At 33.5% G+C, this 26,006-nt stretch carries 7 protein-coding genes; all 7 read right to left on the reverse strand.

The genetic code is table 11. From position 1 onward, the window contains the following. Window positions 1-33: 33 nt before the first annotated feature. A complete protein-coding gene (locus tag U0D62_RS20490; RefSeq protein ID WP_322289216.1) occupies window positions 34-5,700 on the reverse strand; it encodes a T9SS type A sorting domain-containing protein in 5,667 nt (1,888 codons plus the stop codon). Window positions 5,701-5,894: 194 nt separating this feature from the next. Then, a complete protein-coding gene (locus tag U0D62_RS20495; protein WP_322289217.1) occupies window positions 5,895-6,248 on the reverse strand; it encodes a hypothetical protein in 354 nt (117 codons plus the stop codon). Between the two features lie 128 nt (window positions 6,249-6,376). Further along, window positions 6,377-8,044, reverse strand: coding sequence for a tetratricopeptide repeat protein (locus U0D62_RS20500; RefSeq protein ID WP_322289218.1), 1,668 nt, complete (start codon window positions 8,042-8,044; stop codon window positions 6,377-6,379). Between the two features lie 86 nt (window positions 8,045-8,130). Continuing rightward, the gene (locus U0D62_RS20505; protein ID WP_322289219.1) at window positions 8,131-9,855 is read right to left on the reverse strand and encodes a tetratricopeptide repeat protein; all 1,725 of its coding nucleotides are present in this window, start codon (window positions 9,853-9,855) and stop codon (window positions 8,131-8,133) included. A gap of 394 nt (window positions 9,856-10,249) precedes the next feature. After that, on the reverse strand, window positions 10,250-17,179 hold the full coding sequence (locus U0D62_RS20510) for a T9SS type A sorting domain-containing protein (protein ID WP_322289220.1): 6,930 nt from the start codon (window positions 17,177-17,179) through the stop codon (window positions 10,250-10,252). A 123-nt stretch (window positions 17,180-17,302) separates the two neighbouring features. Further along, a complete protein-coding gene (locus tag U0D62_RS20515; protein WP_322289221.1) occupies window positions 17,303-19,141 on the reverse strand; it encodes a T9SS type A sorting domain-containing protein in 1,839 nt (612 codons plus the stop codon). Window positions 19,142-19,153: 12 nt separating this feature from the next. Next, a complete protein-coding gene (locus U0D62_RS20520; protein WP_322289222.1) occupies window positions 19,154-26,002 on the reverse strand; it encodes a M4 family metallopeptidase in 6,849 nt (2,282 codons plus the stop codon). Window positions 26,003-26,006: the final 4 nt, after the last annotated feature.

The following is a 26,006-nucleotide window of genomic DNA, read 5'->3' on the forward strand; positions in this document are numbered from 1 at the left end:
AACTTCGTAACATCCGATTTGCAACAGGTATCATTATAATTTATGCATCTTAAACGTCTGATTTGTATCACCCATAATTACTTTTAAGAAGTATATTCCTGAGGACATCCCAGAAACATCTACTACTTCTTTAGTATAATTTTTTATGCTACGAATCAAAACTCCATTGATTGTATAAATTTCTAAGATTGCTTCTGTTCCATTGTCTATTCCTTCGATCAACAATTGATCTGCCATCGGGTTAGGATATGGTTTGATTAAATTGATTGCTTCATCATGTACAGATAATGTAGCACACCCCTGAACATCTGTCAATGTAAAATTACTTCCTGTCACATTCAAAGTCGTAAGCCCATTTCCAGAATTTACATAATCAAACAATCCGCAATAATCGGTCACTCCAGTTTCTACAATATTGAGTCGATTCGCAACCGTTCTTAAGCTCGTAAGATTTAGTGTCGTCATTGCATTACCGGATATTGTTGGCTGCAAAAAGGGACTTGTATCTGTTTCGGTAGTTTCGGTAAGGCTTTGTAATCCATCAACATTATTGAGCATCGTATTGTCTATAATTCGGAAATACCTGGTAGATGTTACCGATTGCAATGCATTGATATTTGCTAATACTGGATTTCTTTCAATAATGAGAAGCCCAGTTGCACCTGACATAAAATCCAGGCCATCTAAGCTGGCCAAGGAAGTATTGTCTGTAACAGTTAGAAACACATCAGTAGTTGTAGCAACATTACTAAGAGCCACCAGACTTGTTAGGTTTGGGTTACTTCTCATACTAATGCTGGTTCCTATAGAAGTAATCGTACCAAAAGGTGTGAGGTCAGCAAGCTGTGTTTCATCAATCGAAAAACCACCTACGCTTTGCAGTACACCAAAACTGAAAGTTGTACTGTTAACGTTTAGTATTCTGAAATTCCTTCCTGTACTTGTTAATATAGGGAAAGACACAGTACCCGCATCGACATCTCTCAATGTAAAAAAGTTCTCGATAGTGCTTAGATTGGGAAGACTAATAGAAGACGTTACAACATCTGTAAAGTTAAGTGATCCAGGGCCTGTAAGGTTAAAACTATTAGTTCCTGTAAGCGTAGTAACATTAGGAAATATCAAAGCATGTGAAAGAGATTGATCCCGAATAGTTAACAACTCTGTTACCGTTAACCCTAGCACTACACTGACATCAGTTAGTGCCATATTATCAGAAATAGAGAGATTTGCAACTGGATCTGTTATTCCAGAGAGTGCTGTGATATCTGTAAGCATATCGTTACGAAATATAGCAAAGCCATCCGTAATGGTTTTTAGGTTTTGAAAACCATTCAAATTTGGTAACAAATCATTATCACCTATTACCAGTCTTCCGTTAATGACTTCAACTCCTGCTAATCCTGAAAGGTCTGTAACATCATTTGCTTGTCTGATGGTCAAATCACCATTCACTGTTTTGCAAGCTCCCAGTTGTGCCAGAAAAGCATCCAATTCTACTTGTGAAGCTATTCGTACATCACCATCAATAGCACAATCAGTACACGCCTCTGCATACGAGGTAGTAGCATCCTTATTCCAGCTTCCATAATTACCGGTACCAGCATTTGCAGCAGTCTCATCATCCACCTCAATACAGGTAAGGTTTGTATTACCTATGGTCGATACGTATGAAAGGGTACTTAGATTAGTACCATTTTTAAGATTTAACAATGTTAATTGATTATTATTTACCTCTAGTTCTTCTATTGAAAGGTTTGCACTCACATCCAGATTTGTTAGAGCATTGTTGTTACAATATAGTTCTATCAACTCTGTATTGGCACTTAGATCTAAAATAGTCAATTGACTATTGTTACACTCTAGTTCTGTTAACAAAATATTGGCGCTTAGATCTAAGTTTGTAAATTGATTATTCTCAACAGATAGAGAAGTTAGTGCCGTATTTGTAGTTAGATCTATACTTGCAATAGGGTTAGTATCCAGATTTAAGTCTATTAGTAATGTATTATTACTTATATCCAAACTTGTTAATTGTGTATTATCAAACGATAATCTCTCTAATGCGATATTTGTACTAAGATCTATTGCACCTAAAGGGCTATCAGCAATAGATAAATTAGTCATTGCTGTATTTGCGCTTAGATCTATACCTGATAATATAGTGTTCCAAATGACTATATGCGTTAGCATTGTATTACTAGTAACATTTATATTTGCTAATGGACTATTTCCAACAGCTACATTTTTCAATTTTATATTTGAAGTAAGATCTAAACCACTTAATTCTGAATTAATAAATGTTAGAATTTCCAAGTTAATATTTTTACTTAAATCTATACTTTCTAAGGGGTTTCCTTCACTCCACAATTGTATCAATGAAGCAAAGTCTTCTATGCCTGTAAAATCTATAATTCCTTTATTAAATAAAGCTCCTCCAGATCCTGCCAAAAATCTTTCTACACCAACAATATTTTCTGTAAGCACAACATTGTCCAGACTCCCGGAATCATATCCCGCATCAATCAATGCTTGTTCAAAATTATCATCAGGTACAGATGTTAGGCATTGATCCGCATAAGCTGAAGTAGCTGCATCTATCATCCAGTTAGCATAATTCCCTCCTCCTGCATTCGCATCTGTTGCATTATCTACCTGTATACATCTTAAATTGGCATTGTTTTGTAACTGAAGATCTTCGATTGCAGGATTGTTTCCGTTTTTAACATTGGCAAATGCCAGATCATTATTAGTACCGTTTAAAAATCTCAATGCCGATAATGCAGAAACATCAATCCATCTAATTTTATTAGCTGGAAATTCTACTCTAAATAGGGATGTATTATTACTCACATCCAGACTTGTTAAATCATTTTGTCCAATATAAAGTTGCTCCAGTAATATAAAACTACTTAAATCAATAGTAGTTAATTCGTTTCCGGCCAGTTGCAGGTATTTGACTGCCGTAGGGTTAATTTGTATGGTTTCGATATCATTACTATCTGCAACTAATATTTCTAAAGCCGGTTGATTACTTAGGTTTAATGATGTCAATTGATTACGAGTAACTCTGAAGGTAATGAGGTTTACCAGGTTACTTACATCTATAGTTGTAATATTATTATCATGAATCAATAACGTTTCCAGTGCCACAAAAGCTTCTATACCTGTTATATCAGTAATGTTACTGTTCGAGACATCTAGTGTTGTAAGCGTTTCAATATTCGCTGTGGGAACAAAATTATCTAATGCTCCGGAATCATATCCCAGATCAACAAGTGCTTGTTCAAAATTATCATCAGGAACATAGGTGAGCAAACTACAATCATCATTATAAATCGCATTTGCATCTATGTTCCAACTTGCATAGATTCCTGAGCCTGCATTGGCAGCGACAGAATCATCTACGCTAATACAATGTAAACTAGTATTATTTTGAACATTCAAAGAACCTATATTATTGTTATTCCCATTTCTTAAATTTAAAGTGGATAGCCGATTTCTATCAGCAGTAAGGTTATTTAACAACGGATTGCTTGAAAAATCCAATGATTCTATTAAATTTAAACCACAACTAAGCAATTCTAATTTTGCATTTTGACTTACATCCAATGCTGTCAATTGATTTCTTCCACAATACAAATATTGTAATTCCGGAAATATAGTAACATCCAATGTTGTTAACTCATTCCCAAAAAGTTGTAAAATTCTTAGTTCTGGTGATACCAGTATTAAATCCGAAATATCATTAAAATCTGAAATTAGCTCTTCGAGTTTCAATAAATTATTCAGATTTAATGTAGTCATATCATTATTTCTTTGAACATTTAAAGAAGCTAGTTCTGTCAAATTACTCAAATCAAGAGATAGTATAGAATTCCTTCCCATGTTAAGGCTAATCAACCCTGTAAAATCCTCTATACCTGTAGGATCAACAATTCCTTTATCACTCAAATCTAATGCCGTTAAATCTTCTATAACCGTTGTTAAAACCTCATTATCCAAAACATTATCAAACCCTAAATCTATCAACGCTTGCTCAAAAGCATTGTCAGGAATTGTTGTAATTCTGGATAAATCGCAATCATTATCAAGTATTGTTGTACTATCAACAAACCAATTGTTATGATAGCTGGCGTTAGGTTCATCAACTATAACACAAGCTAAAGAACTATTATTATTAGCAATCATAGTGGTAAAATTGGCATTATTACCGTTGGCGATATTCAATTGATTTAAATTCCCGTTTTCAGAAATTACGAAATAGGTAATCAGTGGGTTTTGCGAAATATCAAATGAAGTAAACTGGTTTCCATAAACTGTTAATGACGTCAATTGCAAAAAACCACTAACATCTAACTGTGTTAATTCATTGAATGAAATATCCAGTTCTCTAAGTTGTAAAAGTCCGCTTATATCTAGGGAGGTTAAATTATTACTTCCTAGTCGAAGTATCCGTATGCCCGTATTATTACTCAAATCTATCTCAGTAAGGTCATTACCTCTATCTATTTCTAATACCTCTAAAAAGATTAAATTGTGGACATCAATTTTTTTAATATCATTTTGTCTTAAATATAACTCTTGCAGTGTATTAAAAACCTCAATACCTGTTATATCAGTAATCCCAAGATTTCTTAAGTTAAGCGATGTTAATGCCGCTGCTTGAATAGCAGCTGTGTTCACAAAATTATTTAATCCATTGGTATCAATACCCAGATCTATTAATGCTTGTTCGAAGGCATCATCTGGTATAAAAGTTCCGCAATTCTGAGAATAAACTGCTAAATCCTCTTGCCATCCAGAATAACCACCTAGAGGAACTCCGCTATCAACCTGAACACATTGGAGACTACTCTGGTTTCGAATATCTAAGGAAGTAATTTGGTCGTTATTAGAATTATCCATTTTAATATACTGTAGATTACCTCCATTTAAACTTATAGCAGTAAGTTGTCTATTCTGTACCAAATTTAGATGAGTCAACGAAATACTAGAGTTAACAGTGAGTGTTTGTAGATTCAGGTTTTGTCTAGTATCTAGTGATGTTAAAATGGTATTATTAGCAGTAAAATCTTCTAATAGCGTATTCTGAGATAAATTTATAGAAGAAATTCCGGTACTACTAATATCCAACGTAATCAATTGGATATTTTGTGTAATATCTACCTCAGTAATACTTGCGTTATTAGAAATATCCAAGGAAGTCAAAGCTTCAAACGCAGTTATTCCTGTCAGGTTAGCAATTCCCTCATTACTTAAATCCAACGATGTTACCGTATTAATATTAGGTGTAGGAACAAAATCATCCAATGCTCCTGTGTCATATCCAAGGTCAATGAGTGCTTGCTCAAAATTGTCATCAGGAATATATGTAAAACAACTTCCTGGGTTATCTATAACTGTAAAAACTGCCTGACAATTATCAGAACCAAAAGGATTCGATGCAGTAAACGTAATCGTTATATCCCCTAATCCAATCATAGTACCAGGAGCTGGGTCTTGAGTTATTATTATCGGATCTATGTTTACAGGATCTTCTGCTATTACCTGATTTCTGAAATCAGGAAGGCTTACAAGACAACCAGCCTCTGACTCAACACTGCCTGGAATGGCACATTGAGAAATGGTAACCTGTGCTTGCAGGGTTGTAAAAAGAAAAAACGAAATAAATATTAGGGTAAGTAATCTTACTTTCATAGGTAAGGGGTTTGTAAATTCCCTTGCAATATTAAAAGACTATTTCCTTTTAAAGATGTTTTTAGCGGTGTCAAAAGGTGTCATGCCTCTAATTATAAGTGATACGGTTATCTTTAAAATCGCTAATAAACGAAAAAAGTAAACTTTGTAAAGTTCAAGTTACATAATAGAACGCTGTAATTTACAATAATTAACTAACCTACATTTTTATAGATCTGACATCTAAATTGTGATATCAAAGAATTGAGAGATCTTTTGATTACAAAAATATCATCTTTTTCAACGGTACTTTGTAAACTACGTAATAACTCTTCTTTTAAAACAGATTGTAGGTGAATCTTCACCTTGACATTTTTAATTTCTTCTTCTTTAATCTTTACTTTTTGTTCTAATAAAAACTTATCATACTTCATCTGTCTTATCAAATCATCTTGAGCGCGATGTCTACGAATCAGAAAAAATATTATAAAGATTAAAACAAATGTTACTCCCAGTAAAAAACTATTGAACCAGGTAATTTTGATCAGTAAGAGATGCAGTAACATCATAAGACAAGTTATTATTGTATTAGGAATATGCAATAATATTAATTGTTTACAGGCTAGAAAAGAAAATTATGGTGTTAAAAAGTGGCATTTTTAAAGTATTACCAAATAAAACTACATATTAATCCACTTTATGCATGATCTTGAATAAATTGTTCTAATTCTATTCCTTCTGGAACCTGCATCTTTTTTCTAATTCGACGGCGCATTGATTTTACAGAATCAACAGATACATTGCGAATCGTCATAATCTCTTTAATTGAAAGATTTAATTGTAAAAGAGAACATACCTCTCGTTCTCCTTTTGTTAACTCAGGGTAAAGTTTTTGTAATCTCTGATCAAAACTTTTATTAACCTGATCAATTTTTTCTTGTAAACCCGATAACTTACGTTCTGTTGTAATTTGTCTTTTTAATTGTGCGGTAAGCGACTGTAAAGATTTTGAAATGTTTTCAGGTGTTGTCTCTATTACTTCACTCTTTATTTTATCTAATAATTCTTCTTTAAAAGTCAATCGCATTGTATTATCTGCAATTAACCGTTTGATATCTTTCTCTTTTGATTGAATATTCTGTTTCAAGAATTTTCTCTCATTTTCATACTCCATTTGAGTCATCTTTATCCGTTGCTGATAATTTCGTATTAACAACCACCCAACAGTTCCTGCTCCCAATAAAGTTATGAGCAATAGAATCATGTATAGTTTTTTTCGAGAAGCTTCGGCCATGGCTCTTAATTCTACTTCCTTTTTTTCGAGTACAAATTTTAAACTATCGGCTTGTTTTTCTTTTTGAAATTGATAATTTAATTCTAATGCCTGTATTTTTTTAGTATTCTCCAGGTTAAAGATTTCATCAGAAGCTCTATTAAACTTACGATAGTTTTGATAAGCGTTTTCAAAATCTCCCATTTTAGAATTCACAAAACTTTTTCGGCGATAGGCTACAGATATTCGCTCTTTAAAACCTTCTTTGAGTGCCACTTGCAATGAAGAATCTGCGTATTTCAAAGAGTTTTGCCAATCTTTCATTTTTTTATAATCGTCAGAAAGGTTATAATATTCTACACAGATAGAAAGCCGCTTGCCAATTTTTTTGTAATATTTTAGATTTGCTTTTTTTAAGGGAATAGATTGATTATATCTTTTTTGTACGCCATATAATACCGCCAGATTACCATATACTCCGTGCAAATCTTCTTTACTATTAATCGCTGTAAAAAATCCCTCAGCTTTTTGATAGCAAATCAAAGCTGAATCTAATTGTTTATTCTGTCGATAAGATACCCCTAACATGTTATAAGCAGCTCCTAATCCATGGGTATCTTTTACTTTTTCTTTTAAAGTAATCGCCTTTTTGTAGTTCTTTATCGCCTTTCTATGTTCTTTCTGATAACGGTAAACCAACGCCATATTATGGTATACATCGGCTATTTTTGAACTATCATTTTGCTTCTCATAAAATCGTAATGCTTTAATATAAAACGCTATAGCATCTGGATAGTTTGCTTTTCTACGATTGACTACTCCTAATTGTACAAACAAAGCAATTCGATAAGGTTCATAATAACTTTCTTTCTTATCTTTAATTAAATCCAAACCTTTTACAAAATGCCCTTCTGCTTTATCAAAATCTCGTTTTAATTGATATTCTCCCAGAGTCAATAGAGTTTTTACTTTAATCGTATCAATAAAGGCATCTTTGACTTCTTTTTCGAGTCTCGTAAGGGTAGTATCCTGTTCTTGAGAACATAGAAACAATGAAAATAATAATAAAAATGGGGTTATAACTTTTTTCATGCTATACAAACTTACTAATTAAGTTCTAATGAAAAATGAGGTTCCTGTATTTTTGATTACATTATAAAAAATGTATAAAACCTCTACTAAATAGATTTAATATAATCTACCAAGTTCTCTTCTTCTTGAAGATTCATTCTTTTTCGTAAACGACTCCTTGATTTTTTAACCGCTTCTAGCGAGGTAAAACGTAAACGCGCAATTTCTCTTCTTCCCAGGGATAGTTTCAAATACGAACATATCTCCAGGTCTGTTTTTGTAAGGTTGGGGTGCTTGGCACTCAATCTTTTAAAAAAATCGTAATTAATTTCTTCCAGATCATTTTTAATTCTGGTTAACCTTGAATCTTCTAGCACCTCTGATTTGAGATCAGCAATAATACTTTGGATAGAAATCTCTTCTTCATTTGATGCTATTTTTTTTAAATCATCCACCAATCTTTCTTTGGATTGTATATGCTGAAGAGACTCTGCCATTAATTTGGTTACCTCTTCTCTCTTATGTGTTATTTCCTTTTCTAATACCTCAATTTCAGATTGTACTTGTCTCATTCGTTCTTCATTTTTTTGAGTGGACAAGGTTAATAACTGATCTAACTCTTCTTTTGCCAATCTTGCTTTTTTCCAACGTATTTTAAAATATCTAATTCCGTAATATCCAATGATCAATGATAAAATCAGGGTAATTACGAATAAAACCAGATATAACTTTTTCTTAACCGACTGCGTTTCTGCTTGTGCCAAGATGACTTTCCTTTCTTCTGTAAACTGGATACTATCTTTTAATTTTTGTTGACTAAATTCATGTCTCAGTTCAATCTCCCTGATTTCTTTTGCTTTTGCTACGCTAAAAACACTATCGTTAGCTTTTGAGTATTTTCTATAATAGGTTAATGCGGGTTCGTATTGTTTCATCATATAATAGATACGGCTTTTTCTTTTGTAAGCAGCCGCTAGTCGTTGCCCCATAAGCTCTTTTTTAGCTATGATAATACATTGATCTATATGAAACAACGCTTTAGAAAATTGCTGTAAACCATTATAAATACCTGCCAAATTGAAATGTGTACTTCCTGTTGTTGCTTTCATTCCCTTTTTTTTGGTGTAGTCCAAATATTCTAATAACAAGGGCAATGCTTCAGCATATTTCTTTTGGCTTTTAAGAAGCACAGCTTTACCAAGCTTTACTGTATTTATACCATTCTCATGTCCTGCCAATTTAAATTTTTCATTAGCCTTATCGTAATAATAATAAGCAGAATCGATTTGATTCATTGATTTATACGAAATACCAATACCAATGTAATTATCTCCAATTTTTTTAGGAATACCATTTTTTTCATTAATCCTGATTGCTTTCTTAAACGTCTCAACAGATTTTCTATATTCTTTTTGGAATCTAAATACCACAGCGACATTATGATAATTAGAAGAGAGGTTTAACGTATCATTTAATTCTAAAAAGATTTTCTGCGCATCCAAATAATATTGTAAAGCTTTAGTATACCTGGCTCTTTTACGGTTTAAAATTCCTAGTTGCTGAAAAACTTCGGCTTTTTGACGTCTTACATCATAGAAAACATTAGGTGTATCAAGAATTGCAGTAACTTCTTTCATATAAGTTTCTACTACATTAAAATCTTTTCTCAATTGATACACTCCTAGTTGTAATAACGCTTCTACTTTTAAAGAATCTGTCGGTGCTTTTTCTACTTTATTTTCAAGCACAACCAATGTAGAATCCTTTTGCTGAGCAAAAGAAAAGTGGGCTCCCAAAATTGTGATACACAAAAAAAATCTACCTAAACTCATTCTGCTTATTGAATTAATATAAAGCTATTTATTTTAAAGAGTAAAAATATAGGATTATCCCTGAAATTCTGTGGAGATATTGGTTATTTCCCAAACAGTTTTCTTAAGAAAGTCTTGCGCTTGGGCGCACTTTGAAATGTGCAAAGCTCTCCTTAAAACTAATCCATACTAATAAAAAACTGCCTAAAACAAGTTCCAGGCAGTTAATGATATTGCTAATCTTATTTCCTTATACAAAGCCCCTTAATTCCTTATATAGGTACTATTAGCAATTTTGTAGATTATCAAATCAAGCAAAAGATAATCGTACTATGGCATAAAACATAGCTGCATAAAACAGTATTAAGGTTATTGACAGCCTATGTTTTATGATAAATTCTTTGATCATCATCAATTAATATTTAATAATACGTTTTACCGTACTACCTTGTTGAGTAGTGATATGCATAAAATACACTCCAGATTCAAAATGAGATATATCCATCTTATTATCTTTGGTTTCCATCACTTTTTGTCCTTTAATATTATATAGGGTTACTTGAGTTACTTCTATATTAACATTCAGTCCATTTTGTGTTGGATTAGGGTACACAGATAACCCCTGGATCATATTGTCTTCAATTGTCAGTATTGGGCTTACGGTAATAGTAAATGTATGAATAGCCTCGTTACCCTGATTATCTGTAGCAGTAATAGTAATCAAATGATCCCCTTGTGCTAACTCAGTTCCCGCAATTGGATTTTGACTAATAGTAACAGATTTTGTGTTTGAATCACAATTATCACTAAACACAACTCCCAAAGTAACATTTTCTAAGATATATGCATCATCTGCGCCATTATTAAAGGTTACGTCAACATCATTAGGTAAGGTGGCTGTTTCAAAAACTGGATCTATAGTATCTTCTACTATCACCGTTGCCGTACAACTATCACTATTACCACCAGCATCCGTAACGGTTAGAGTTACTGTATTAGCTCCTATTTTTGTACAGTCAAACGTATCAATATCGATCTCCCAGGATACAATAGTACCGTTATCGGTAGAACCATTGTCTATATCTTGCGGAGTCATCGATACATTACCGGTACTATCCAATTGTATCGTAATGTTTTGACAAATAGCAGTCGGGTTTGTAGTATCACAACTTACTTCATTAAATGTTGTTTGTAAATCATAATACCAATTACCATTTACATCAGAAACATTATCAACCAATACACAGGTTAAATTAGGATTATTAGTGGTGTCAAAATATGAAATGTTGCTATTACCTCCATTTTTGATGTTGAGCTCTTCTAAATCACAACCTTCTGCATAAAATTCATCAAGATTAGAAAGATTACTTAGATTTAAAGATGTAATAGGATTAAAGGAAATATAAAGGTCTTCTAATAATGGGTTATTTGACAAATCAATACCGGTTAGGTCATTTTCGTCAATATAGATTTCTAAAAGTGCAGGATTATTCGATAGATCTATACTGGTCAATGAACAATTTGAAGCATCCAGAAAACTTAACAATGTATTTTGAGACACATCTAATGCAGAAATATTAGTATTACCACCTATAACCAAATTCTCTAACAAAATATTATTGCTTACATCAACCGAGGTCAAGTTGTTTCTATTAATAGTTAGAGATTCTAGTTTCGTATTCTTGCTAATATCTATAGTTGTTAGGTCATTATCTGTCGCATTTAATGAGGTTAGATTGGTATTATTAGATAGATCTAAACTGGTTAAGTTATTAGATCCGCATCGAAGTTCTTCTAAACTTGTAAAATCTTCAATCCCCGTTAAATCGGAAATAGCTTCTCCATCAATGTTCACGATATTCAGAACTTCAAGTTTTGCTGTGGGTACTTGTCCATCTCCTGGCACGTCATCTGCAAATGCTAATGCAGCTTCAAAATTAACATCAGGTATCAAGGTATACCCGCAAGATTCTGTGGTAAACAAAACCCCAGTATCAATATTGGTAAAATTCTGTTCTGCATAGGTAATACCGTCAACCTTAATACAAGCTAAATCATTATTCAATATAGCATTAAAGCTGGTTATATTGATATTGTTCCCATTTCTAATATCCAGAGAAACCAGTGAATTGAATCCTACATTTATGTCTGATAAATTAGGGTTTGCTGACAGATCCAAAGTAGCGATAGAATTTCCACTTGCATTTAAATCTTCAAGTAAGGAAAGTGTTGATACATCCAAAGTAGTTATAGAATTGTCATAACAATGTAATGTAGTCAGGCCTGCGTTTGAGGTAACATCTACATCTGTTATACTAGTTCTTTGAATATATAGTTCTTTTAATGCTGTTGCTCCATCGGTATTGATACTTTCTAAACTTGATTGATAAGCATCTACTCTTTCTAGCGCAATATTAGTGCTAAAATCCAAATCCTTCACAGGACCATTATAAACGTATACTTCCTTTAATGAAGTAGCTCCGGTAGTATTAAGGTTCACTAATGCTCCTTCATAACACACCAATTTTTCTAATGCGGTATTGGTACTTATATCTAAATCTGTAAAACCTGTACGATATACTTGTAATTCCTTTAACGCTGTGGCGCCTGTAAGTATAAGGTTATTTAATCCAGTTTCGTAACATGCTAAATATTCTAAGGCTGTCATGTTGCTCAAATCCAAAGTTCCATTAATCGCATGATGTGCATACAATTCTTTGATAGTAGTATTTCCGCTAAGATCTAAATCATCAATTCCTGTACTATTAATTCGTAAAACTTCTAAAGATGTAAAATCTTCTATTCCTGTGATATCGGTAATTGAGGATTGACTTAGATCTAATGAAGTTATACTCTGTATAAAAACTGTAGGGACTTGTGCGTCTCCCAGAATATCGTCATATCCTAAATTATACAGGCGTTCTTCAAAATACACATCTGGAATAGCGGTGTAGGCTGTAACCATACATTCCGTAGTGGTGAAAGCACTAAAATCATCTACATCCGGCCAGTTCGCCATGGCATAGCTTACGTCATCTACAGCCACACAGCTTAAATTAGGATTGTTGGATAGTACAACGTCAGAAATATTGGTATTGTTTCCGTTTTTAAGATTTAAAAATACCATTGGTGTATTTTCAAGTTCGACCTCTTGAAGTGCTGTATTGGCCGTAAGGTCTACAAAAACTAAATCGGTACCGCTTGCATGAAATTCGTTGAGCAATGTATTTTTAGAAACATCTATCCTCCCCATTGGATTGTTCGAAATGTAAAATGCATTTAATAAGGTGTTGTTGCTCAAATCAATACTTGTTAAACCATTGTTACTAACATTTACAACTTCTAATAATGTGTTTGTGGTAATGTCTAAAGACTCTAAATTATTGCTGTTACAAAAAAGATATTTTAACGCATTATTTCTAACAATATCTAAACTGGTTAAATTGTTATTATGAATGTATAAATCATCCAAAGCTTTGAAACCTTCCAGTCCTGTAGCATCAGAAATGTTTTTGTTAGCAACATTAAGGTAAGTAACGTTCTCAATTAATGCCACAGGTATTTGACCATCATCTGCAATATCGTCATAGCCTTGACTTTCTAATTCATTTTCAAAGACTAAATCCGGAACCTGGACATATCCACAAGTAGTTGTACTAAAGGTAACTCCAATATCAATACTCGTCCAATTGTTAGTACTATGGTCTATATCATCTACTACGATACACGTTAAATCATCGTTTCCTGTTGCCAACAAGGTAGTAACATTCGAATTGTTTCCGTTTTGTACGTTAAGATAGGTAAGCTGATTTCTATTGACAATGATCGATGTTAATGCTGTATTATTTGACAAGTCTAAATACATCAATTGATTATCACGAATATCTAATTTTTGTAAGTTACTCAAGTGAGATACATCAATACTGGAAATAATACAATCATCTGCTATGATCTCTTCTATACTAGGCAATGATCCAAAGGTAACCGTTGTTAGAAAAGGGTTCTGTTTAACATTAATATTTGTAAGGTTGTTATTATTAGGAAAATGTAAACTATTAAATACATTTTCGCCCATATCTACATCAACCAATGCTGTGTTCGCAGAAAGATCAATAGTACTTAATTTGTTATCTTCTACATCTAATTCTTCTATCAACGTATTTGCAGAAAGATCGATATTATTAAGTGCATTACCAGATATATCTAATTCCTTTAAATTAGTATTCACACTTAGATCAATATCGTAAAATTGACAACGGTTTAAGTTTATATTTTCTAATAGAATATTATTACTAAGATCTACGGTGGTTAAAGCGGAATTGTTATAACCACGTAACTCAATAAGGTTAGTATTATTGGATACATTTATGGTCGTAAAATCATTATTACCAAAGTCCAGGTACTCTAATGCAATATTTGAGCTCACATCTAGACTAGTAAATTGGTTTGAATAACTCTCAAGACGAATAAGGTTGATAAGCCCAGTTATGTTTATAGAATTTAAATCATTTCCATAGCAAGCAACTTCTTCTAATCCCAAATTTGCACTTACATCTAGCACAGTAAGTTCATTATTGCTAATATTGAGATTCCTAAGATTGTTATTTTGAGATAAATCTATAGTAGTTATCGAATTGTTATAACAATCTAATTTTTCTAATAAAGCAAAGTCTTCTATTCCTGTTAGGTCTGAAATATTTCTATTATAAATTTCTAACGATGTAATTTCATATATTAAATCTTTAGGTACCTGTCCGTCACCATCAATATCATCGTAACCTAAGTCAAATAAAACTCCTTCAAAATTACCATCTGGAATAGCTGTATACACTGTACAGTCAGCATCGCTAAACGACATTTGTGCATCAATATTGGTGAAATTGGTAATTGAATAATTTACATCATCTACTAGAATACAGGTTAAATCAGCATTATTCATAGCATTAAAACCAGTAAAATTATTGTTATTATTGTTTCGAATATTTAGTGAGAATAGTTGATTACTACTAACATCTATACTGGTTAAATTCGGGAGTGTAGAAAGGTTTAAAACTCCTAATTCATTATTTTGAATATGTAAGGTAGTTAGTAACGTATTATTACTTAGATCTATAGATAAAAGGTTGTTATTACTTACATCCAAGGTAACAAGTGATATAAAATCTTCAATACCATTAAGATCATTAATATTAGAATTAGAAACATCTAATGATTGAAGTGTTGCCACAATATTTGTAGGCACTTGATGATCATTTGGGATATCATCATACCCAAAGAAACCTAATGCGGTTTCAAAATTAGTATCTGCAATATAAGTATAGATATCACAATCGGTAGTAAAAACAACTTGTGAATCGACATTGTATTCTTCTATAGCATACACGATATCATCTACTGAAACACAGGTTAAATTGGAATTCCCTTCTGCATCCAACGAGGTGATATTTTGATTATTTCCATTTCGAAGATCAAAACTAGTCAGGTTGTTATTTTCTACAAGAACAGTTTCTAAAGAAGCATTATTAGATAAATCTATTTCATTTAAATTATTATTACTAATTCGCAATTGTGCTAAATTCGGCATACTACTAACATCAATACTGCTTAGACTACAATTGTAAGCCCATAAATTTTCTAAGTTCGTAACTCCTGTGACTACTATACTTGAAAGATTCGAATTACTATGACAAAATAAACTTTCAAGATTCACCAAGCCTGAAATATCTAAGCTTGTCAAGTTATTACTATCACTTAAAAGTTGCGTAAGTGATGTATTGATAGTTATATCCAAACTGGTTAAATTATTTGAACTCACATCCAATATTTCTAAATTGGGAAGCATGGAAACATCTATAGTAGCCAAATCATTTCTACTACTATTTATTTCTATAAGATTTACATTAGCAGACAAATCCATTGTAGTCAAGTCGTTAGAAGATGCAAACAGTTCGGTAAGTGCTGTAAAATGTTGTATTCCTGTTAAATCAGCGATATTTTGAGAGCTCACATTTAATGTCGTTACATTTTCAATGAGCGACAAAGGCACCAATCCATCACCAGAAATATCATCATATCCCAATGACTCTAAGGCTGCTTCAAAACTAGCATCAGGGATACTTACATAACCGCAATTAATATTCGAATAGGTAACTGATTGTACATTTGTCCAATTATTAGTGGCGTCATCTATATCATCAACAATAATACAGGTTAATGAAGTATTACCAGAAACGCTAATCGAGCTTATACTCGGATTAGCTCCATTATTAAGGTTTATCGTTTCCAGGTTTACGTTACCCGAAATCCCCACAGTTTGTAGTTGATTATTGGCAGATAAATTCAAATTGGTAATATTCGTATTGGTTACCAATAGGTTTTCAAGTAGTGTATTATTTGTTAAGTCTATTGTCGTAAATGTGCCTCCCGAAATATTTAAATCTTCAAGTCCTGTAAAATCTTCAATACCGGTTAAGTCAGCAATATTTATGGTTGAAAATTGAATCGAAGTCACAACTTCAATCAATTCTGTCGGTACTTGTCCATCACCCGAAATATCATCTGTGATCAATGTTTCAACATAGGCTTCAAATGCTGCATCTGGAATTGCCGTATATTCACAATATTGTGCTGAGAAAAAAGTATTGACGTTTGAAGTATTCCAATTAACATTTGAATAATCAACATCATCCACCAAAACACAGGTTAAGTTTGGATTATTACTCAGGTCAATATCAGTGATATTCGTATTATTACCATTTCTTAAATCAATGCTCCTTAAATTATTAGTATCTATAAATAACTTTTTGATCACTGTATTTTGAGTAAAATCAAGTGAAGTTATTTGATTACTATAAATATCAATCTCTTCAAGTGCTAGCATATCACTTAAGTCAAGTGTAGTTAAGTTATTTTCAAAGAGTACAAGTTCTAAAAGGTTACTGAGGTTAGTACCATCAAAAAATGTCAAGCTATTTCCTTTGGCATTCACAAAAGTTAGATCTGTATTAGACGAAAGATCCAAACTGGTCAAACTATTATCGCTACAATTGAGGGATTGTAGTGCTTGAAAATCTTCAATCCCTGTTAAATCGCTAATGTTCTGATTAGAAACATCTAGTATGGTTACCAATGAAATATTGGCAAAAGGCACCTGCCCATCATTTGCAATATCATCATATGCTGTCAATGCAGCTTCAAAATTAGCATCTGGAACTGCAGTGTATTGTGCACTAGCCTGTAAAGAACCTAAAAAGAAAGCGACCATTATCAAAAGCTTATTGGCATTTATCAAATGTGATCTTAAATAGTGAGACCTAAATTCTAAAAAGATATTTTTCTTTTTCATAGCAAAAGGGGATTATGATTCAACCTTTATCACCATCTATAAGCAGATGTATAAGGATATAACCAGGTGAGGCCTCTTGAAGAGAACCAAAGATCAGGAAGTCCCATCCCGGAAGGGTTTTAATTATTGTTTTATAATTCGTAACGCATCATTACCTTGATTTGTAAAGATGTGAGCAAAGTATACTCCAGATTCCAGCTGAGACATATCAAACTCTTTATCGTTAGTTTGTAATACTTGCTGACCAGTAATGTCATAGACTTTTACCTCGTTTACGTCCAGAGTGATAAACACTTTACCGTTTGTAGGATTTGGATAGATTGACAACCCTTCAATGGTGTTGTCTTCTATAGCTAGTATTGGACTTACTGTTACTGTAAACATATATTCTGCATCATTACCATTGTCATCTGTAATTGTGAGTGTAATGGTATGATTTCCTTGTGCAAGTTCTGTTCCCACAACTGGATTCTGACTAATACTAACAGCTCTATTATTTGGATCACAGTTATCAGAAAACCCCACTCCGGTCGTAAAATCTTCTACAACATAGGCATCATCAGTAGCATTATTAAAAGTAACATCCTTATCTACCGGTAATGTATTTGTAATGAATTCGGGATCGATATTATCTACAACGGTTACCACTGCGGTATCAGAATCAGAATTTCCATGTATATCGGTTGCAGTAAGTGTAACAATATTAGGCCCTATATCCGTGCAATCAAATTGTGTAATATCGATTGATATGGTATCTACACTACAAGCATCGTTTGAACCATCATCGATATCATCTGCAATGATTGAAGCATTACCTGTATTATCTAATTGCACTGTAATATCTTTGGTCTTCACTTGAGGTACTGTAGTATCTAATACAGTTACATCTGCCATACAAGAAGCAATGTTTCCGTTATTATCAGTAACCGTTAAAGTAACTTGTTGATCCATTCCAACGTCTCCGCAACCAAAGGTGCTTACATCTATAGACAATGAAGCAATACCACTCAAATCAGAAGACCCATCATCGATATCACCTGCAGTTATACTGGCATTTCCGTTGCTATCTAAGGTTACTGTATAGTTTTCGCATTCGGCTAATGGTGGAGTAGTATCCACCACATTTACTATTCTGGTTACTTGTGATGCAACATTACCAACAATATCTGTAGCATCGTAATAAATCGTATACGTACCTATGGCTCCTATAAACTCTGATGCATCAATAGTAATATTAGATCCATCATCGGTAGTAGCACCTAATTCTGAATACCCTAATCCCAATTCTATTTCTTGTGGGTTAGCTCCTGAAAGTGTAATTACAGGAGCAGTTGTATCTGCAGCATTTGACGAATCAAAAGTATCATTTAATAATTGTACGCCAGGTTCAGAACTACAATCAGGAAAACCGCCACTAGCTGTCGGACCACAAGCTGTATAAAACTGATCCAGATATACCGTACCTGTCTCAAAAGCAATCATAGGGTCTTCGTTAACATCGACAAACTTAACACGAATGTGTAATAACACTTTTGGGGTTGATGTTACATTGTTTGCTGTAATAGAACCCGCACTTAATCCTTGTTGAAAAGCTAATGACACTCTCGAAGTTGTATTGTCATTTTGGATAAAATCCTTATATGCTGGAAAAACATAAGTTTCTGCAAGGATTGAACCTGTAGGTTGAGAATACGTGAGGTTACTATTGGCAGAAATGTTATCCCCAAAAGCAGCTGTATTATAGGTTAGGTATAACTGACCTGATCCTAATTTAAAATCAGTGGTACTAGAGATCATTATATCTACATCATAATAATCATCTGATCCATCATTGGTAATCTGAGCATTATCAAAACTCAATGTAATATCTTGCGCCAGGATGTTGCTATTGACTAATATGATTAGTGCTAACATTGCTATTCTTTTCATTGGGGTATCTATTTTTTTATATTTCAAATTCATTTTTTATAGGTTTTAAAATTGTTGTCCTTTTCCAAGATTAGGATTGATTACGTTATTGATATCTGTGTTTTGCACTTGTCCATTCATATTCATATCTGCATTGTTATATCCAGAATTTCCAAGTATGTTAATAACACTATTGATATCAGAATTCTGAATCTGACCATTCTCATCGTAGTCTCCAGACAGTATAGCATATATTCCACCTCCCAGATCGGCTATTGCATTGGTTCCTCCTTCGATAAGTGATGTGTCACTTGAAAAATCAAGATTAGTGACTATGGATGATAGTGCAATCGTATTAGAAGAAAGGATTCCCAGATGATTACGGTGACTTATCATCATATAATAACTATCTAGCGAGACATCAAACTCCAGATTAGATACTCCATCTATTGTAACAATGTCTCCATCTCTTTGCAGTAAAGCAGATTGTCCTTCTATAACCACCGTAGCATCATTTTTATCTCTGAGTTCAACCCATATCCAATCCACAATAGCATCATTTCCGGTAGCATTGAAAATGGATGAATAGGTCATAGCACCATCTGCATATGGGCTCGTTGTAGGAATAGACCCGGCAATACGTAAATCATCACGCATTAAAGTTTCTTCTCCGGTATTTGGGTTTAAGGCTGCGCCTTGTAAATAAACTTTTAGCGCTAGTGAAAAACCTGAAGTACATGCCGTATCACTAAAGCTGGTTTGGGCATCAATATCCAAACCCCAAGTTGAATTTGCATAATCAACATCATCAACTTGTATGCATGTTAAATTTGGATTATTGTATGCTTCAAACGTACTAATATTGGTATTTGCTCCATTTTGTATATTCAAGGAAGACAAATTATTATTGACAACATTCAAGTTTTCAAGTGCAGTTAGATTTGTTAGTTCTAAGGTCACTAGTGAATTATTTTCAATATAAAAATCTCTAAGACTTGTTAAATTACCAAGAGTGATGCTACTTAGAGAATTTCCATATAGTGAAAGGTTTTCTATAGCAGTATTCGTACTTAAGTCTATAGAAGTTAAGTTTATATTGTTTGTTATATAAAGATTACGCAATGCAGCATTATTACTCACATCAATTGTATCAAATAATGCATTGTTTAAATCTAAAACTTGCAGATTTGCATTGGATGATACATTAATGCTTGTAAGTGGATTTTCTTTTAAATCTATTTCTTCCAGATTGCTGTTAGCACTAAAATCTACCGTAACAATTGAGTTGTTACTTGCTTCCAGTATTACAAGTGCAGCAAAGTCTTCAATTCCTGTTAAGTCAGCAATATTTTGGTTATTAATGGAAAGGGTTGCTACCACTTCAATTAAAGCTGTTGGTACTTGTCCATCTCCAGAAATATCATCATAACCTAAAGCCTCAAGAACTGCCTCAAAATTAGAGTCAGAAATTGCCGTGTAGTTACAATAGGTACTGCTAAAACTTGTAGTTGCATCAATATTGATCCAATTGGTAGTACTGTAAGTAACATCATCCACAAGAATACATTCCAGGTTTGGATTATTGGTTACATTGAAATCAGAAAGATTATTGTTATTTCCGTTTTGTATATTGAAAAAAGTTAAGGCGTTGTTATCAGCATACAACTCTTCTAAAACTCCATTATCAGATAGGTTTAAGGTCGTTAACTGATTGTTATAAAGATCTAACAATAACAATGCTATATTATTAGAGAGGTCTATACTAGTCAAACCACAAGAGCCTAGCGCTAAATACTCCAGGTTTGTATTTGTACTCAGATCAATACTTCCCAGAGCATTTCCAACAGCATTTAATTCAATAAGTTTTGTGTTTGAAGAAACATCTAAAGAGGTAAGATTATTATCACGGCAAATTAAAGACTCCAAGTTGATATTCTGGCTTATATCTACTGAGCTTACGTTATTTAAAGGAAATGATAGTGTTTGTAAGGCCACAAAGTCTTCAATTCCTGTTAAATCTGATATGTCTTTATTAACTACATCTAGGGTTGTTACCACTTCAATCAATTCAGTTGGCACCCTACCATCTCCCGAAATATCATCATAGCCTAAATTTTCCAATGCAGTTTCAAAATTAATATCTGGTATAGCGGTATAGTCGCAATACGCCGTATCACTAAAACGAGTTTGTATATCGATCTCCGTCCAGGTTGCTTCGCTATAGGCTACATCATCTACTAGCACACAAGTCAACCCGTTATTCCCTGTAAGGGAGAGTAGAGACCAATTGGTATTATTTCCATTTTGAACATTTAATGAAGTTAAACTATTGGAACTCAAATCTACATCTGCCAGGGCTGTATTGGCAGAAAGGTCTAATTCGGTTACCTGGTTATCAGCAATTGATAATTCTGACAGGTTGATGTTATCCCCAATAACGATACTATTCAACAGGTTTTCTTCTACATAGATCGCTTCCAATAATAGGCTTTGAGAAAGATCTATGGTCAAAAGACTATTATTACTCCCTTCCAGATATATAAGTGCCGCATTGTTTTGAAGGTTAAGTGCAGACAAATTATTATTGGTAAAATCGAGATATTCTAAAGCCGTATTGGCACTTACATCCAGGCTACTTAGGCTATTATATCCTGTTTCTAAATGAGTAAGCAATACATTGTTACTTATATCTATAGTAGTCAAATCATTATTAAGTAAAATAAGTTCGGTAAGTGCTGTAAAATCCTCTATACCGCTTAAATTCGTTATCGACTCAGATCGTACATCTAAAGAAGTCACTTCCCTTATTAATGCTTTAGGCACCTGGTTATCTCCAGAAATATCATCATAACCCAAAGCTTCCAAGGCAGCTTCAAAGTTTGCATCTGGAATAGATGTATAATTACAATACGTACTCACTGTTGTCCAAGCATCAATAGTTGCATCCCATGTAGTTTCAAAAGTTATAGGATCATCTACTGTCATACAATTTAAGTCGTCGTTAAAAGTGACATCGAAAAAAGTAATGTTAGCACTATTACCATTTTTTAGGTTTAAATCGACTAATTCATTACTCTTTAAGTTTACTATTTCCAGAGCCGTTAAGGTTGAAAGATCTAAATTGGTAAGCTTATTACTACTTAGATTAAGATTCTCTAAAAGTATTAGGCTTTCTAAAGAAATTCCAGATAAATCACACTCGCTAGCATCTAATATTACCATTAAAGGATTATTGCTCAAATCCAAAGTATCAAGGCCTAATGACTCTGAAACATCCAAATTTTTAAGCGAGATATTGTTTGAAAGATCTAAACTGGTAAGTTGACTAAGTACTAATGTTAAATTTTCAAGAGCTGTTAATGCACTTAAATCGATAGAAGTAAATGCATTATTTGAAGCATTAAGTGTTTTTAGAGAAGTAAAATCCTGAATACCTGTTATATCTGAAATATTATCTGAAGGAATATTCAATATGGTTGCGGCAGCAATCAAAGCGGTAGGTACCCGTAAATCATTTTCAATATCATCAAATCCCTTGTTAAATAGTACCGCTTCAAAATTAGCATCTGGTATAGATGTATACTCACAATAATCTGTCGCAGTAAAGCTAGTTTGATTATCAACAAGCCAAGTATTCTTAACATTCAATGGATCATCTACAGATACACAAGTTAGATTGTTATTATTCCTAAGATCTATATCAACAATATTTGAATTGAAACCAGTTCTAAAATCTACACCCTCTAAATCATTATCATTTGCTGAGAAATATTGCAAGTAAATTAATGATGTAAGATCTAAATTTGTTAAATCGTTAGTATCTAACAAAAGGGTATCTAAACGATTTAATCCTGTTACATTGATACTGGAAAGCTGATTATTTATAGCCTCAACAGATTGTAATGTGGTAATACTACTTAGATCTAAAGTAGAAAGGTTATTGTCTGAAATCGTAAGATGAACTAAAGCTTTAAAATCTGTAATTCCCGTTACATCTGAAATAGACTTGCCAGAAACATCTAAAGAGGTAACACTAGCGATAAGTCCCATTGGCACTTGCCCGTCACCTGAAATATCATCATAACCCAACGCTTCTAGGGCAGCTTCAAAATTGGTGTCAGGAATTTGGATGTAACAGCTCGTATCGGTAAAAATAGTTTGAGCATCAATATTTGTCCAGTTCGTAGTACTGTAATTAACATTATCTACCGTAATACAAGTTAAGTTTGGGTTACTTGTTGTATTAAAATTTGTTACGTTCGAATTGTTCCCATTCTGTACATTTAGGCTTTTCAGGTTGTTGCTATTTAAACTGATAATGTGTAAACTTGGACAATTGCTTGCATCTATTTCAGTAATTGCATTTCCTGCAGCATACAGTTGTTGAAGTGCTGTATTGTTTGTTATATCTAAACTTGTTAAATTACTACCACTAATCCCAATAGCACGTAATAGTGGATTGTTGGTCACATCTAAGGTGTTAAAATCATTATTTTGTGCCCAAATTCTTGTTAACAGTGTATTATTGCTTAGGTCTAAACTTGTTAGGTTATTATTTTCCAATAACATAACATCCATGTCCAAACATCCGCTAACGTCCAGAGACGTTAATCCGTTGTTCCTGGCGTTGAGTATGGTTAAGTTTGTATTACTACTTAAGTCTAAACTCGAAATAGAATTATCATTTACGACTAAGGTTTCTAAAGCTGCAAAAGTTTCAATACCAGATAAACTGGAAATATTAGAACTGCTTACATCTAAACTTGTTAAGGTGTTGATATTATCGATTGGCACCTGTCCATCTCCCGAAATATCATCATAACCTAAGGCTTCTAGAGCTGCTTCGAAATTAGTATCTGAGATGCTCGTATATTCTATAACACTAAGTGTTCCTGCGTTTGAAAGTAAGTCATCTCCACAATCATTTAGAATATATGCTCTTACTTGAAGACCATTTGCACTTAATGGCACATTACTTATGGTAAGTGTTGTGGTAGTTTCTCCTGAAACTGTCAAGTTATCGAACCTACTATTCCATCCTCCTCCATCATTGCTGTACCATTCAATCGTTGAATAATCAGACGCTTCTACAGTAAATTGAACAGTACCATTTGCTGCCACACTTTCATTGGAAGGTTGTGTTGTAAAAGATGGTGTTATTGGTGCTTGATAAGCACTCCCTATACCAACAGCATAAAACGCATTGGTTACTGACTCTTCCTGTTGAGAACAACTCCCGAAAAGATCGATGGCAGCTTGTATTCCGGCCGTTCGAGCATCTGCATAATCTGAGATTGGTGTTAAATAGGTATTTTGCATTCTATAGGTAATAGCTGCTGCATCATCCACTCCTATTGTATTCACATTAAAAAGGTTTCCTATATCATTAGTCCCAAAACCTCCTTTAACCACTAACCAAAACCAGTAATTAATGACACCGCTATTGGTATGCACTCCACAATAGTCATTATTAGTACCATCAGGGGTACAGTTGTTTACATCATACCAATACGTTCCTCCATACGTGTCTGGTTGCCCATACGTGTTTGGTGAGGACATAGAACGCAGCGTTCCTCCTCCGTTTTCATCATTAATTTCTCCTATATTTTTTGTGGTTCCCAGATTGTTATTTGCATAGTCATCAATTACCATTGCCCAGATATCTGAAAACCCTTCATTTAAAGCACCTGATTCCAATTCATAATCCAGTTGTGCTGTATTATTGGTAATCCCATGCGCTATCTCATGAGCAGCTACATCCAGTGTTGTTAAGGGCGTAAAAGAACCTCCACCATCACCATAAATCATAAAGCCACGATTATTAGTAAAAGATACCCAAGCCGCATTGGTATAATTAGTGTCATAGTGTACATAAGAAACAATAGCAGAGTTACTACCATCATAGCTATTTCTACCTTGTTCATTTTTAAAATAATCATATACTACCTGTGCACCCCAATGCGCATCCAGGGCATACTGATCTTCATCGGTATTCATCTCAGCAGCGGTCCAGGTATTATCGGTATCTTCAAATTCGGTTACTATCGAACTGTTGTTATAGTCATTTAAGCTAGTAGTATGGTTAAAATCAACTGTAGCAATACCAAACTTAGCAGATCCACCAGCCAGATGTCCTGAACCTGTATTGGCACGGGTTTCATCATATAAAATATAGTTTCCACTATCCAGATCTGTTCCTAATGACTGAGAACTCGAATATACCGTAGCAGCAGTTCCAGTTGCTAAGGGAGCCGCCATTCTTGTGGCGGCACCAGCTTTCTTTACAATATTATTTTCAGTAGTATCAAAACAAGAAAACACAAGGTTCTTAAATTTTAGAACCTTTCCGGTTTGTGCATCTACATAAAGGATTCCCATTTTTAAGGTTGGCTGGGATACCCCAACTCCAATAGCGTATGCCAAATGAATTTCATTAGTTCTACGGTTTGGTAGAACTACTAAATTTGCTTCGGGACTGGTATTCTTTGAAATCCCTTCTTCATTCAACCAAAAAACAGTCTTGTTATTAAAGTAATTTTGAGCTATTGAAATCACTCGTTGCTCTGAGATTTGGGATGTGGTATTCACTCCTGAAACATCAAAATAAGCTCCGTTATACGAACTATTTACTCCATTTTTTTGATGTAGTTTGACCATTCCCATCTCTACCTTGATCCCATTATAGTATTGTTGATAGGTGGTATGGGTTTGTTTCAATTTATCATTAGCACTTTTAACAGGTCTAAATTCTGTACCAGAAGTTATTTTTAGATTAGAAGACAACACAGTTTCAAAACTTGATTTTTGAAGTGTTTGCTCTATTTTGGTAAAAGGGACTTTTATAAGCTTAGACTGCTGTCCATAGCCTATCCCTATAACTAATAGGCAAACGAAAAAAAGTATTTGTTTTTTCATAAAT

The organism is Aquimarina callyspongiae (assembly GCF_034322225.1).
Taxonomy (GTDB): Bacteria; Bacteroidota; Bacteroidia; order Flavobacteriales; family Flavobacteriaceae; genus Aquimarina.